A 13,530-nucleotide genomic window follows, 5' to 3' on the forward strand; every position below is an offset into this window, starting at 1 on the left:
GGCTCGCGCCGACTCGCGCCTGTGGGCGCCCGGGCGCGCGGTACCCCGCGCCCCCTAGCGGGCGGCGGCCTTCAGTACCGCCCGCATCACCTCCCGCGCGATCGGTGCCGCGTCGCCGCCCCCGCTGATGTCGCCCCGGACCGCCTCCGCGTCCTCGACCACCACCGCCACCGCCACCTGGGGTTCCCTCGCGTCGTCGGACTGGGCCCAGCCGATGAACCAGGCGAACGGGGTACCGGAGTTGCCGATGCCGTGCTGGGCGGTGCCGGTCTTGCCGCCGACGGTGGCGTGGCGGAGGGCGGCGTTGGCGCCGGTGCCGTGCTCGACGACGCCCCGCATGAGGTCGCGCAGGTGCCTCGCGGTGGTGGGGCTCATGGCCTGGCGGAGGGGGTGTGCGCCCGGGGTGGCGACCGTGCGGCCGCTCGCCGTCGTGGTGCGTTCGACGAGGTACGGCGAGCGGACCGAGCCCCCGTTGGCGACGGCCGCCGTGACGAGCGCCATCTGGAGGGGGGTGGCCCGGGTGTCGTACTGGCCGATGGAGGAGAGGGCGAGCTGCGCCCGGTCCATCTCGGTGTCGAAGCTGCTGGGGGCGACCGAGAACGGGATCCGCAGGCCCGGGTCGTTGAAGCCGAAGGCGCGGGCCGTGTCCGTCATGGCGCCGAGGCCGACGTCCACGCCCAGCTTCGCGAACACCGTGTTGCAGGACCACTCGAAGGCATAGCGCAGGGAGGCGTTCTCGCAGCCCTCGACCTCGTTGGACAGAGAGGTCGTGGTGCCCGGCAGGGTGTACGGGTCGGGGGAGCGGGTGGGGGTGTCGAGGTCCGTGACCACCCCGGCGTCCAGCGCCGCCGCGGCGGTCACCACCTTGAAGGTCGAGCCCGGCGGATAGGTCTGCCGCACCGCCCGGTTGAGCATCGGCCTGCTCGTGTCCCCGTTCAGACGCGCCCACGCCTCGGCCACCTCGCGGCCGTTGCCGGAGAGCACACCGGGGTCGTACGACGGCCGGGAGACCAGCGCCAGGACGCGCCCGGTGGCCGGTTCGAGCGCGGCGACCGCGCCCCGGCGGGCGCCGAGCCCCAGATAGGCAGCCCGCTGGGCCGCCTCCTGGAGGGTGGTGACGACCTCGCCGCCGGCGTTCCGGTCACGGGTGATGTCGTTCCACAGAGGGAGGAAGGACAGCATCGGGTCGCTGCCTTCGAGGACGGAGTCCTTCGCGTGCTCCAGGAACGTCGTCCCGTACACCTGTGAGGCGAAGCCCGTGACCGGTGCGTACAACGGGCCGTCCCGGTACGTCCGTTCGTAGCGGAGCTGCTCCCCCGTGTCCTTCGAGCCGGTGACCGGGCGCCCCTCGACCACGATGTTCCCGCGCGGCTGGCCCCAACGGGCGATCGTGGGGCGGCGGTTGGCGGGATTGTCGTCGTAGTCCCGGGACTGGAGGACCTGGACGCGGGTGGCGTTCACAAGGAGGGCGAGCAGCAGCAGGGCACAGAGGGCGGCGGCGCGGCGGATGTACTTGGTCATGCGCCCCGGACCTCCGGGCCGCCGAGCGGGCCCCGGGGGAGGGGCCCGCGGTCGTACTGCCTCCTGGCGGAGTCGCTCATGCGCATCAGCAGGGCCACGATGATCCAGTTGGTGACGACGGAGGAGCCGCCCTGGGCGAGGAAGGGCATCGCCATGCCGGTGAGGGGGATGAGGCCGGTGACGCCGCCGGCGATGACGAAGACCTGCAGGGCGACGATCGAGGCGAGGCCCGTGGCCAGCAGGCGGCCGAAGGGGTCGCGCAGGGCGAGGCCGGTGCGGTAGCCGCGCTCCACCAGCAGGGCGTAGAGCAGGAAGATCGCGGCGAGGCCGGCGAGGCCCAGTTCCTCGCCCGCCGTGGCCAGGATGAAGTCCGACTTGACGGCGAAGCCGATCAGGACGGAGTGACCGAGGCCGAGGCCGGTGCCGAGCAGCCCGCCGGCGGCGAACGCGAAGAGGGACTGGGCGAGTTGGCCCGGGCCCTGCCCCGCCTCGATCGACGCGAACGGGTGCAGCCAGTCCTCGACGCGGCTGTGGACATGCGGTTCGAGCCAGCCGACGGCCACCGCGCCCACACACGCCAGCAACAGCCCCACCGCGATCCAGCCGGTGCGGCCCGTGGCGACGTACAGCATGATCACGAACAGGCCGAAGAACAGCAGCGAGGTGCCGAGGTCCCGTTCCAGGACCAGGAGGCCGACGCTCAGCAGCCAGATGGTGACGATCGGGCCGAGGACGCGCCCGGTGGGCAGTTGGAGGCGCTTGAACCGCCAGATCTGGCGCCCGGCGTACGCCAGCGCGTTGCGGTTCGCCGCGAGATAGCTGGCGAAGAACAGCGCGAGCAGTACCTTCGCGAACTCGCCCGGCTGGATGGAGAATCCGGCGATCCGCACCCAGATCCGGGCGCCGTTGACCGGCGGGAAGAGGATCGGCAGCGCGAGCAGCGCCAGCGCGGCCACCACCGAGACGTACGCGTACCGCTGGAGCACCCGGTGGTCGCGCAGCAGGGCCACGACCGTGATGAACAGCGCCACCCCGAGCGTCGACCAGTTCAGCTGCGCGGGCGCCGCCAGGTCGGCCGGCGTCTCCAGGTCGAGCCGGTGGATCAGCACCAGGCCCAGGCCGTTGAGCAGTACCGCGATCGGCAGCAGCAGCGGATCGGCGTACGGCGCCCGCAGCCGCACCACCAGATGGGCCAGCAGGGCGAGCGCGCCGAGCCCGGCGCCGTAATCGGCGGCGCCGGGTGGGACGGTGCCGTTCTTCGCCAGACCGACGGCGCAGTAGCCGTACACGGACAGCAGGACGGCCACGACGGTGAGGGTGAACTCGACGCCTCGGCGCCGGAGCAGGCGTACGGCGGGCGGGGACGGGTCCGAGGGATCCGCCGCCAGGGTCGTTCCGGCCTTGGTGTTCATGCCCGGAACTTACCTAAATGCAATGCTTGGTGCGTCTTGTCGCTCAGGCGCACAGGCGTGGTGTTCCGTAGGCCTCGATGTACTGGGCCGAGCCCCGGGCCCAGGTGCCGTCGACGAGCAGGTACCACTGCCGGTCGCCGCTGACGCTCTGACCCTCGGCCCGGCAGTAGATCTTGACGATCTCGCCGTAGGGCGCGATCCGGACGACCGTACCGCCGCGGGTCGGCGCGCTGCGCAGGACCAGACCGGTACGGGCGATGACCTCACCCTTGGCGATCTGCTTGCTCTCTCTGGGGTCCTCCTGGTCGGCGCCGGCGGCGGGAGTCGTCGCCGCGAACGCCAACAGGGCGCCACCGGCGGCGGCTATACCGAACCGCATGAGCAGAATCCGCAGGGACATCGGTGCTCCTCCACAAAAGGGGTCGAGGCTGACTATTCGCCACGTTAGGAGGAGGGAGGGCGGGGCGCCTTCTGCGATGGGCCATCAGGGAGGCGCGCCTTCGCGGAGGCGCGGGGGTGGATCCGATGTGCGGGTCTGGCCGGGGGGTGTGAGTCCGATGTGCGGGTCCGGGCCGGGGGGTGTGAGTCCGATGTGCGGGTCCGGGCCGGGGGGTGTGAGTCCGATGCGCGGGTCCGGGCCGGGGGGTGAGTCCGTTGTGTGGCTCCGGTACGTGGGTGCGATCCGTTGTGTGGCTCCGGCGCGTGGGTGCGATCGGTTGTGCGGCTCCGGCATATGGGTGCGATCAGCCGCCACCGGCCGGCAGCCGCACCACAGCCGACGCACCCCCGTCCGGAGCGTTGTCGAATCTCAACCGCGCTCCCAGAACCTCCGCCTGCCCCACCGCGATCGTCAGCCCCAGCCCGTGCCCCTTGGCGGAGCCCTCCGTACGAAACCTCTGCGGCCCATCGGTCACCAGATAGCCCGGGAACCCGCCCCCGTGGTCCCGCACGGTCACCACGGCCCCCTCCACGGTCAACACCACCGGGGGTGCGCCGTGCTTGTGCGCGTTGGCCACCAGATTCCCCAACACCCGCTCCAGCCGCCGCCGGTCCGTCTCCACACAGGCGTCCTCCACCACCCGCACCTCCGTCTCGGCGCTCGCGTTCGCGGCCACCCGCTCCACCAGCGTCCCGAGCCGGATCGCGTCCAGGTCCAGCCGTTCGCTCCCCGCGTCCAGCCGCGAGATCTCCAGCAGATCCTCGGTCAGCGTCCGCAACGCGGCGACCCGGTCCCGCACCATCTCCGTCGGCCGGCCCGACGGGAGCAGTTCCGCCGCCGCGTGCAGCCCGGTCAGCGGGGTACGCAGCTCGTGCGCGACGTCCGCGGTGAACCGCTGCTCGCCGATCAGCTTCCGCCTCGACCGCGAGCACCGCGTCGTCACTGGCCAGCACCTGCACCAGCCGGTCCGCCCGGAACGTGTACATCCGCACCGCCGTCTGGTTGCCGGGCAGCAGCCGGAAGCCGAGCACCAGGTCGTCGCGCCCGTCACCGGTGAGGTCCCGGTAGTAGGCCTTGAGGACGGGACACTCGGCGCGGTCCCCACCCTCGCCGCAGTCGGCCATACGCGCGGCCGTCCCGCCGTAGAGGGCCTGCGACCCGGAGTACACGTCGGGGTGCGCGGCGATCTCCGCGCGCACGACGGCCACCGGGTCCACCTTGTGGATGTCCTCGCCGGGGGCCTCGACGCCCTCGACGACCTCCGTCTCGGCCTCGCCGTAGTCGTAGGCGGGGGAGGAGGCGGGCGGCTCCCCGGGCCACAGCCGGGTCGGGCCGCTCGCGGTGGGCGTGGCGCCCGCGCTCACCAGGCCCCCGGAGTCGCCGCAGGCACCCAGCAGCAGGACGGCGGCCACGACGGCCGAGGCGCCTCGGGCCGCACGCGCGGGGCGGCTGGGGAACACGGGACTCCTGGGTGTACGGGTACGGGGAGGGGCGGCTGTGGTCCCGTACACCCTATTCGTGCCCGAGTTCTTCGTCGTGACGGCTCGGTCCCGCACGCCGCGCTACTCGGCCAGCTCCTCCAGCTCCTCCAGGAACCGGACCGTCGCCAGCCCCGTGTGCAGGTACTCCACGAACAGCTCGTTGTGCAGCGCCCACGGCGAACGGCGGGTGCGGATCAGACGGATCGCCTCCTCGGCGGAGTGCCCGTCGCGGATCAGCGCGTGCGCCACGACCAGACCGGACCGGTTGTACCCGCTGTAACAGCGGACGAGGACCCGTTTGCCGTCCTCCAGCGCGTCGCACGCCGCCTGCCCGAGCCGCATCACGCCCGCCAGCTGCGTACCGTCCAACGGTCCGTCCGGGATCGGCCACACGTGGTGCTCGACGCCGTCGTCCGGCCCGTACCCCGGCAGCCGCAGCAGGGTCAGCACCAGGTCGAACTCATCGCGTACGACCGCGAGTTCGACGTCCCCGGTACCGGTCCGGCCCGCGAACTCGTGCCCGCCCATCCAGAGCCCGGGCACGATCTCGCTCCAGGGTTCGCCCGGAGCCGGGACATCGGCTTGTTTCCTGCGCGTCCGCAAGGGCGCCTCCCCTAGGCCGTAGCCCCCTGACGACGGGTCGTCACCCCAAAGGTAACCGGGTTCTTGCCGATGGAGCACCCCGCCTGTTCCCATGGTCGTGGGGTGATGGTGCATGAGCGGACTGCGCGTCATACCGACCCGGCGGCACGGACGGGACCGCCTGTACGTGTGCCGGACCGACGGGAGGAACATCGCCTGGTACGACCGTGAGGCCGGCCGGGTGAACCTTCTCAGCGAGGAGCTGAGAGAGGACGTGCTGGCCGTCCTCGGCCCCTTCCTCACCGGCCCGGTCGCCGTGGGCCCGCCGCCCGTGCCGACCCCCGCCGAGCTGGCCCGGCTGAGCCTCCCCCCGGACGACGACCTGGCCCCCAACCGCCCCGGCGAGGCCCTGCTGATCGCCCTCGACCGGGCCCCCGGCCCACCGCGCCGACTGCGCCCCGACCCGCGCCGCCGCGCCCTGGCCGCCGAGCAGAGGGTCGGCGACGCGCTGGACCGGCTGGAGGGCGCCGGCTGGCACACCCTGCACTCCGTGCCGCTGCCCGGCGGCGACCGCATCCACCACCTGGTCATCGGCCCCGGAGGACTGTTCTGCGTCCGCTCCCTCCAGGCCCGCAGACAGCGCGTCGTCGTCACCGATCCCGTGGTCGCCGTCGGCCGCCATGAGCCCCGCGCGCTGCTGCGCTGGCTCCGCGCCACCGCCGACCGCGCCTCCTACGCCCTCACCGCCGAGGTCCACCCCGTCCTCGCCCTCGCCGAACCCTCCGCCCTCGACGTCACCACGCCCCTGCGCGAGGTCCGCGTCCTGCGCGACACGGACCTGTCGGAACTCGCCCGCGCGGGTGGAGTGCTGAAGCCGGCGGACGTGGAGGGGCTGCACGCGATGGCGCGGGATCGGCGGACGTGGACGCGGGTGTAGGCCATCTGCTGGGCGCGGGGCGGTCGTGGTGAACGGTCTTGGGGCTGCGCCCTCGGGCCCTGTCGGCCTGCGCGTGCCGTCTGCGGCCTGTGGCCCGTCGGCCTGCGGCCCGTCGGCCTGCGGCCCGTCGGCCTGCGGCCTGCGTCTGTCGGTCTGGGGCCTGCGCCCATTGGCCTGCGGCCTGCCGCTTGTGGCCTCCTCCTCGGACGCCGGACGCCGGACGCCGGACGCCGGACGCCGGACGCCGGACGCCGGACGCCGGACGCCGGACGCCGGACGCCGGACGGGCTGCGGGGCGGGCCGAATCATGGCAGTGGGTGTGTGGCCGCCGGGTCCAGGAGCGGTGCCAGCAGATCTCCGTGGTCCTGGAGGCGGGGGGCGATGTCCGGGGCGCGGAAGACCAGTCGGTCGGGGGAGGCGCACTCCTCGACCTCGGTCCAGGTCACCGGGGCGGAGACGGTCGGCTCGGGGCGGGCGCGCAGGGTGTAGGGCGTGGCGGTGGTCTTGCGGGCGGCGTTCTGGCTCCAGTCGACGAATACCTTGCCGGGGCGCAGGCTGCGGGTCATCCGGTGGACGACCCGGCGGGGCAGTGCCTTCTCCGCCTCGACGGCGAGTTCCTTGGCGTACTCCGTCACCCGCTCCGACGACGCCCCGCGCACCGCCGCCAGCAGATGCAGCCCCTTGGACCCGGACGTCTTCGCGTACGCCTCGATCCCGTCCGCCGCGAGCCTCTCCCGCAGCCAGCAGGCGACCTCGCAGCACTCGACGACGGTCGCGGGCGCCCCGGGGTCCAGGTCGAGGACCAGCCGGTCGGCCTCGTCGGAGGAGTTGACGGTCCACTGGGGGGTGTGGAACTCGACGACCAGGTTCGACGCCCACATCAGGCTCGGCAGGTCCTGGACCAGCACCATCCGGGCCGGGCCCTCCATCCGCCGCACCTCGGCGGTCGTGACCCAGTCGGGAGTGCCCGGTGGCACGTTCTTGGTGAAGAAGACCTGGCCGCCGGGTCCGTCCGGGTAGCGGAGGAAGGACACCGGGCGGTCGCGCAGATGCGGCAGCAGGGCGTCGGAGGTCGTGGCGTAGTAGTGCAGCAACTCGCCCTTGGTGAACCCCGTCGCCGGGTGGAGGACCTTCTCCAGGTTGGAGAGGGCGACCCTGCGGCCCTCCACCTCGGTGATCGGTGTCATGGGAGCCAGAATCCCACGATCAGGCGTGAAAGAAGATAAAGCACTCAAAGCGGGCGTAGCAGGTAAAGCAGGTAAAGCAGGTGGAGCAGGTAAAGCGGGTGGAGCGGGTGGAGCGCCTGACGGTCAGGCGCCCACGTACGCGGCCAGGTGTTCGCCGGTGACGGTGGAGTGGGCCGCGACCAGATCGGCCGGGGTGCCCTCGAAGACGACACGGCCGCCGTCGTGACCGGCGCCGGGGCCGAGGTCGATGATCCAGTCGGCGTGCGCCATGACGGCCTGGTGGTGCTCGATGACGATCACCGACTCGCCGGCGTCGACGAGCCGGTCGAGCAGCCCGAGCAGCTGCTCCACGTCGGCGAGGTGGAGACCGGTGGTCGGCTCGTCGAGTACGAGGACGGAACGGCCCCTGCCCCTGTCGCCCATGCGGGTGGCCAGCTTCAGCCGCTGCCGCTCGCCGCCGGAGAGCGTGGTGAGCGGCTGGCCGAGGGTGAGGTAACCGAGTCCGACGTCCGCCATCCGCTCGATGATCCGGTGGGCCGCGGGGGTGCGCGCCTCGCCGTCGCCGAAGAACGCCTCGGCCTCGGCCACCGACATCGCGAGCACCTCGCTGATGTCGCGCCCGCCGAAGCGGTACTCCAGCACCGACGCCTCGAACCGCTTCCCCTCGCACTCCTCGCACGTGGTGGCGACGCTCTGCATGATGGCCAGGTCGGTGTAGATGACGCCGGCGCCGTTGCAGGTGGGGCAGGCGCCCTCGGAGTTGGCGCTGAAGAGCGCCGGCTTCACCCCGTTGGCCTTGGCGAAGGCCTTGCGGATCGGGTCGGCCAACCCGGTGTACGTCGCCGGGTTGCTGCGCCGGGAGCCGCGGATCGCGGTCTGGTCGATCGACACCACGCCCTCGGCCCCTGCTTGCCGGGGCATCGAGCCGTGCACGAGCGAGCTCTTGCCGGAACCGGCGACGCCGGTGATGACGGTGAGCACGCCGAGCGGGATGTCGACGTCCACGTCCTGGAGGTTGTTCGCCTTCGCGCCGCGGATCGCCAGCGTGCCGGTGGGCTTGCGGACCGTCTCCTTCAGGGCGGCCCGGTCGCCGAGATGACGGCCGGTGACGGTGTCGCTCGCCCGCAGCCCCTCCAGGGTGCCCTCGAAACAGACCGTGCCGCCCGCCGTGCCGGCGCCGGGACCGAGGTCCACGACGTGGTCGGCGATGGCGATCGTCTCCGGCTTGTGCTCCACGACGAGCACGGTGTTGCCCTTGTCGCGCAGCCGCAGCAGCAGGTTGTTCATCCGCTGGATGTCATGGGGGTGCAGACCGATGGTCGGCTCGTCGAAGACGTACGTGACGTCGGTGAGCGAGGAGCCGAGGTGGCGGATCATCTTGGTGCGCTGCGCCTCACCGCCGGAGAGCGTGCCTGATGCCCGGTCGAGCGAGAGATAGCCGAGGCCGATCTCCACGAACGAGTCGAGGGTGTAGTGGAGCTTGGCGAGCAGCGGCGCCACCGACGGATCCTCGATCCCCCGGGCCCATTCGGCCAGGTCGCGGATCTCCATCGCGCAGGCGTCGGCGATGTTGACCTTGCCGATCCGCGAGGAGCGCGCCAGATCGCTGAGCCGGGTGCCGTCGCAGTCGGGACATTGGGCGAAGGTGACCGCCCGGTCCACGAAGGCCCGGATGTGCGGCTGCATCGACTCGCGGTCCTTGGCGAGGAAGGTCTTCTGAAGCTTCGGGATCAGCCCCTCGTAGGTGAGGTTGACGCCGTTGATCTTCACCTTGGTCGGCTCGCGGTAGAGGAAGTCGTGCCGTTCCTTCTTGGTGTAGCTGCGGATCGGCTTCTCCTTGTCGAAGAAGCCCGACTCGGCGATGACCCGCACCACCCAGCCGTCCCCGGTGTAGGTGGGGATGGTGAACGGGTCCTCGGAGAGCGACTTGGAGTCGTCGAACAGCTGGGTGAGGTCGATGTCGGAGACCGTGCCCCGGCCCTCGCAGTGGGTGCACATGCCGCCGGTGCGGCTGAAACTCACCTTCTCGGTCTTGGTCTTGTCGGCGCCGCGGTCGACCGTGAACCCGCCGCTCGCCGAGACCGAGGCGACATTGAAGGAGAACGCGCCGGGCGGCCCGATGTGCGGCCTGCCGAGCCGGCTGAAGAGGATGCGCAGCATCGCGTTGGCGTCGGTGGCGGTGCCGACGGTGGAGCGCGGGTCGGAGCCCATCCGCTGCTGGTCGACGGTGATCGCGGTGGTCAGCCCGTCGAGCACGTCCACCTCGGGTCGCGCCAGGTTCGGCATGAAACCCTGCAGGAAGGCGCTGTACGTCTCGTTGATCAGCCGCTGCGACTCCGCGGCGATCGTGTCGAACACCAGCGAGCTCTTCCCCGAGCCGGAGACCCCCGTGAACACCGTCAGCCGACGCTTCGGGATCTCGATGCTGACGTCCTTGAGATTGTTCTCCCGCGCCCCGTGCACACGGATCAGATCATGGCTGTCGGCGGCGTGCGGCTCGTAAGACCGCGTCTGCGCCTGCGTCGGCGTCGGCGTCCGCGCCTGCGCCTGTGTCTGCGCCTGCGTCGGCGTCCTCGTGGCCTTCGTCATCGTTCCTCCATCTGTCGGGCGGAGCCGCGTCCCACGGTCCCCGCAGGCGTCGCCTGACCTGATCCGATCCGCTGGGAACAGTGGGAACAGTACGTGCGGTGGTGCGTCTTCCGTGTGGCTACGGCGAAGGCCGGTGGTGCCGGGCGCGGGTCGTGCGCCCGCCCGATCGGCGTACGGTCGCCGGCCCCGGCCCCGCGGACCCCCTCCCCGGATCTCAGACCTCGTGGACGCGGATCAGGTTGCCCGCCGGATCACGGAAGGCCGGGGGAAGCGCGCGTTGATGGTGAGGCGTGAGGCGTGAGGCCACGGCCTTCAGGCTAGGTGCGCCTCGCCCCTCCGCGCTTCTCGAATCCTGACCGGTCCGGTGACGGGGGCCTGTCGAGGGGCTCCACGGGGTGCCCCGCGGCCGACGGGCAGGGGCCACCGGTCGGAGTTACGGTGTGGACAAACCGGAAGCAGGGACCCGAAAGGTGTGTGCTGCCCCGTGCGATCGATCTGGAACGGCGCCATCTCCTTCGGCCTGGTCAGCATCCCGATCAAGCTGGTGAACGCGACCGAGAGCCACTCCGTCTCCTTCCGCCAGGTCCACCTGGAGGACGGCGGCCGCATCCGTTACCGCAAGGTCTGCGAGCTGGAGGACCGCGAGGTGACGCAGGGGGAGATCGGCAAGGCGTACGAGGACGCGGACGGCACGATGATCCCGATCACGGACGAGGATCTCGCGGCGCTGCCGATCCCCACCGCCAAGACCATCGAGATCGAGGGCTTCGTACCGGCCGAGAGTGTCGACCCGCTCCAGGTGGACGCCGCGTACTACCTCGCGGCGAACGGCGTCCCCGCCGCCAAGCCCTACACCCTCCTCCGCGAGGCGCTCAAGCGCAGCGGGAAGGTCGCCATCTGCAAGTTCGCGCTGCGCGGGCGCGAGCGGCTGGGGATGCTGCGGGTCGTGGACGACGTCCTCGCCATGCACGGGCTGCTCTGGCCGGACGAGATCCGTACGACGGACGGGGTCGCCCCCGACGCGAGCGTCACCGTCCGCGACAAGGAACTCGATCTCGCCGACGCCCTCATGGACACCCTCGGCGAGGTGGACCTCGACTCCCTCCACGACGACTACCGCGAGGCGGTCGAGGAGCTCATCGCCGCGAAGGCCTCCGGCGAGGAGCCGCCCGCCGCCCCCGCCCCCGCTCCGGGCGGCAAGGTCCTGGACCTCATGGCCGCCCTCGAGAAGAGCGTCCGCGAAGCCAAGGAGTCCCGAGGCGAGGACGTCGCCGACATCACTCCCCTCCCGTCCCGCCCCACCCCCAAACAACCCGCGGGCAAGAAATCCACCACGACCGCCAAGAAGACGGCCGCCTCCCCGAAGAAGTCGACGGCCGGATCGACCCAGCCCACGAAAACGACCCAGCCCACGAAGAAGACGGCCGCGAAGAAATCGCCGGCCAGGAAGACGACGGCGACAAAGGCCACGGCGACAAAGTCCACGGCCACGAAGTCCACGTCGGCACAGTCCACGTCGGCAAAGTCCGCAGCAGCGAAGAACACGGCGACGAAGGCCACCGCGAAAAAGCCACCGGCGAAGAAGACAACCGCGCGCAAGCGCTCCGCCTGACACCCCCCGCAGGCGCTCCCCTGACCACCGGGCGGACCACCGGGGACTGGGCCATGGCGGCTGCCCGCCGTCGCGACGGACATACGGACATAAGGTCCTGACGGAACCCGCGGCCACCGCCGACTCCTCACCCGCCGCCCAGCCCTTTCCGCTGTCCACCTCCGTCCCCGCGTTCCTGCCGCCGCGGTGACCCGCCACGACCGCGGAGGTCGGCGGTGCCGACGGCCGGAATGGGGGGGCGCCACTGTCACCGTTCCCCCTCGCTCCCGCTCCCGCTCCCGCTCCCGCTGCCGTCTGCAGCCGATGCCGTACGCCACCCCTCGCTCTCTGCGGCTCCCGCTCCCATGCATCTGTCCTGCTCCGCGCGTGCTGTGCCCTTGACCCCTCACCCGTCGACCCCTTCCCGCCGCAGCGGCGCCCAGCACGGTGGTGGGCGGCGGTGGGAGGCGGTGGGTGGCGGTGCTCAACCGGCCGGAGCGGCGTGGGCTATGGGGCGCGCCGTAGCGCGAGGACCGCGTTGTGGCCGCCGAAGCCGAAGGAGTTGGTGAGGGCGAGGTCGCCGTCGGGCGGGAGGGGACGGGGGCCGGTGGTGACGAGGTCGAGGGTGATGGCGTGGTCCTGGTCGGCGCAGCCGATGGTCGGCGGGATGAGGCCGTGGTGGAGAGTGAGCGCGGTGACGAGGGCCTCCACCGCCCCGGCGGCGCCCTGGAGATGTCCGAGACTCCCCTTGAGCGCCGTCACAGGCACCCGGCGCCCCGACAGCACCGCGGTCAGCGCGTTCGCCTCCGCGAGGTCGCCGTCGACCGTGGCGGTGGCGTGCGCGTTGACGTGGACCACGTCGGAGGGCGACGCCCCCGCGTCCCACAGCGCCCGGCGCAGCGCGAGCGCCACCCCCGAGCCCGACGGATCAGGCGCCGCCATGTGATGCGCGTCGGCGGAGAGTCCCCAGCCCGCCGCCTCGCAGTAGATCCGGGCCCCGCGAGCCCTCGCCCGGTCCTCCGCCTCCAGCAGCAGAAAACCCGCCCCCTCGCCGTTCACGAACCCGTCCCGGTCCTTCGCGAACGGCCGGGACGGGCTCTCCCCGCCGCCGGTCAGCCCATGCCGCGACAGCGCCCTCATCGCCGCGAACGACGCCATGATCGCCGGGGTCACCACGGCCTCGGCCCCGCCCGCGAGTGCCACGTCCACGCGGCCGTACCGGATACGGTCGACCGCCTGCCCGATCGCCTCGGTGCCGGAGGCGCACGCACTGGTGACGGTCCGTGCCTCCCCGGTGATCCCGAGGTCGAGGGAGATCTGCGAGGCTGCCTGCGAGGGCACACACATCGGCGTGGTGAGCGGAGAGACACTCCGGGGCCCCCGGTCCCGTAACTGCCGGTCGCCGGCCACGAGTACCGACGCGTCACCTAGGATCGCCCCGGCGGACACCCCCACCCGCTCCGGATCGAGACCGCTCTCGGCCGCACCGGCGGCATCGAACCCCCCGTCCCGCCACGCCTCGCGCGCCGCCAGTACGGCGAACCGCGCGGCCCGGTTCATCCGCCGGGCCCGGGGCCGGGGGAGCAGGCCGGCGGGATCCACCGGCACCGTCCCCGCGACCCGTACGGGTAACTCCGCGAACTCCTCGCCCTCCAGCTCCCGTATTCCGCAACGCCCTTCCAACAACCCCTGCCACAGTTCGCCCACGCCCACCCCGAGCGGCGTGACAGCCCCCAGCCCCGTGACAACCACCCGCCGCGTCACCGCGTACGCCATGACCCATCCCCCAGC

The 13,530-nt window shown here is 72.1% G+C and carries 8 protein-coding genes and 3 pseudogenes; 2 read left to right on the plus strand and 9 right to left on the minus strand.

The window, feature by feature from the left end:
* Nucleotides 1–54: 54 nt before the first annotated feature.
* From OG202_RS33060 to OG202_RS33085, 6 genes and pseudogenes are all read right to left on the minus strand, one after another.
* Nucleotides 55–1,521, minus strand: a complete 1,467-nt coding sequence (locus tag OG202_RS33060) for a peptidoglycan D,D-transpeptidase FtsI family protein (RefSeq protein ID WP_328224004.1) — start codon at nt 1,519–1,521, stop codon at nt 55–57.
* A complete protein-coding gene (locus OG202_RS33065) occupies nt 1,518–2,933 on the minus strand; it encodes an FtsW/RodA/SpoVE family cell cycle protein (RefSeq protein WP_327727831.1) in 1,416 nt (471 codons plus the stop codon). The genes OG202_RS33060 and OG202_RS33065 overlap by 4 nt, the downstream gene beginning before the upstream one ends.
* A gap of 43 nt (nt 2,934–2,976) precedes the next feature.
* The gene (locus tag OG202_RS33070) at nt 2,977–3,333 is read right to left on the minus strand and encodes an SH3 domain-containing protein (RefSeq protein ID WP_327727830.1); all 357 of its coding nucleotides are present in this window, start codon (nt 3,331–3,333) and stop codon (nt 2,977–2,979) included.
* A gap of 343 nt (nt 3,334–3,676) precedes the next feature.
* A pseudogene (locus OG202_RS33075) lies at nt 3,677–4,285 on the minus strand (sensor histidine kinase); the annotation flags it as partial.
* Nucleotides 4,286–4,289: 4 nt separating this feature from the next.
* Nucleotides 4,290–4,832 (minus strand): annotated as a pseudogene (locus tag OG202_RS33080) (hypothetical protein); the annotation flags it as partial.
* Between the two features lie 102 nt (nt 4,833–4,934).
* Nucleotides 4,935–5,456 (minus strand): protein-tyrosine phosphatase family protein, encoded by a 522-nt coding sequence (locus tag OG202_RS33085; RefSeq protein WP_326577501.1) that lies wholly within the window; start codon nt 5,454–5,456, stop codon nt 4,935–4,937.
* A 112-nt stretch (nt 5,457–5,568) separates the two neighbouring features.
* On the opposite strand from OG202_RS33085, the gene OG202_RS33090 reads away from it, so the two are divergent.
* Nucleotides 5,569–6,372 (plus strand): nuclease-related domain-containing protein, encoded by an 804-nt coding sequence (locus OG202_RS33090; RefSeq protein WP_328224005.1) that lies wholly within the window; start codon nt 5,569–5,571, stop codon nt 6,370–6,372.
* Nucleotides 6,373–6,677: 305 nt separating this feature from the next.
* Here the strand turns inward: OG202_RS33090 and ligD are convergent, their stop codons facing one another.
* Nucleotides 6,678–7,559 (minus strand): non-homologous end-joining DNA ligase, encoded by an 882-nt coding sequence (gene ligD, locus OG202_RS33095; RefSeq protein ID WP_326577497.1) that lies wholly within the window; start codon nt 7,557–7,559, stop codon nt 6,678–6,680.
* A gap of 123 nt (nt 7,560–7,682) precedes the next feature.
* A complete protein-coding gene (locus OG202_RS33100) occupies nt 7,683–10,148 on the minus strand; it encodes an excinuclease ABC subunit UvrA (protein WP_328224007.1) in 2,466 nt (821 codons plus the stop codon).
* A gap of 484 nt (nt 10,149–10,632) precedes the next feature.
* Here OG202_RS33100 and ku point away from each other — a divergent pair, with 484 nt between their 5' ends.
* A complete protein-coding gene (gene ku, locus OG202_RS33105) occupies nt 10,633–11,760 on the plus strand; it encodes a non-homologous end joining protein Ku (protein ID WP_327727827.1) in 1,128 nt (375 codons plus the stop codon).
* A 486-nt stretch (nt 11,761–12,246) separates the two neighbouring features.
* On the opposite strand, the pseudogene OG202_RS33110 reads toward ku, so the two are convergent.
* Nucleotides 12,247–13,500, minus strand: a pseudogene (locus tag OG202_RS33110) (beta-ketoacyl-[acyl-carrier-protein] synthase family protein); the annotation flags it as partial.
* Nucleotides 13,501–13,530 lie beyond the last annotated feature (30 nt).

This window comes from Streptomyces sp. NBC_00310 (assembly GCF_036208085.1).
Taxonomy (GTDB): Bacteria; Actinomycetota; Actinomycetes; order Streptomycetales; family Streptomycetaceae; genus Streptomyces.

Excerpts from the sequence above, each read along its gene's own strand:
- OG202_RS33100 (WP_328224007.1), bottom strand. The coding sequence starts at position 10,148 with ATGACGAAGGCCACGAGGACGCCGACGCAGGCGCAGACACAGGCGCAG.
- OG202_RS33065 (WP_327727831.1), bottom strand. The coding sequence starts at position 2,933 with ATGAACACCAAGGCCGGAACGACCCTGGCGGCGGATCCCTCGGACCCG.
- ligD (WP_326577497.1), bottom strand. The coding sequence starts at position 7,559 with ATGACACCGATCACCGAGGTGGAGGGCCGCAGGGTCGCCCTCTCCAAC.
- OG202_RS33060 (WP_328224004.1), bottom strand. The coding sequence starts at position 1,521 with ATGACCAAGTACATCCGCCGCGCCGCCGCCCTCTGTGCCCTGCTGCTG.
- OG202_RS33090 (WP_328224005.1), top strand. The coding sequence starts at position 5,569 with ATGAGCGGACTGCGCGTCATACCGACCCGGCGGCACGGACGGGACCGC.
- OG202_RS33070 (WP_327727830.1), bottom strand. The coding sequence starts at position 3,333 with ATGTCCCTGCGGATTCTGCTCATGCGGTTCGGTATAGCCGCCGCCGGT.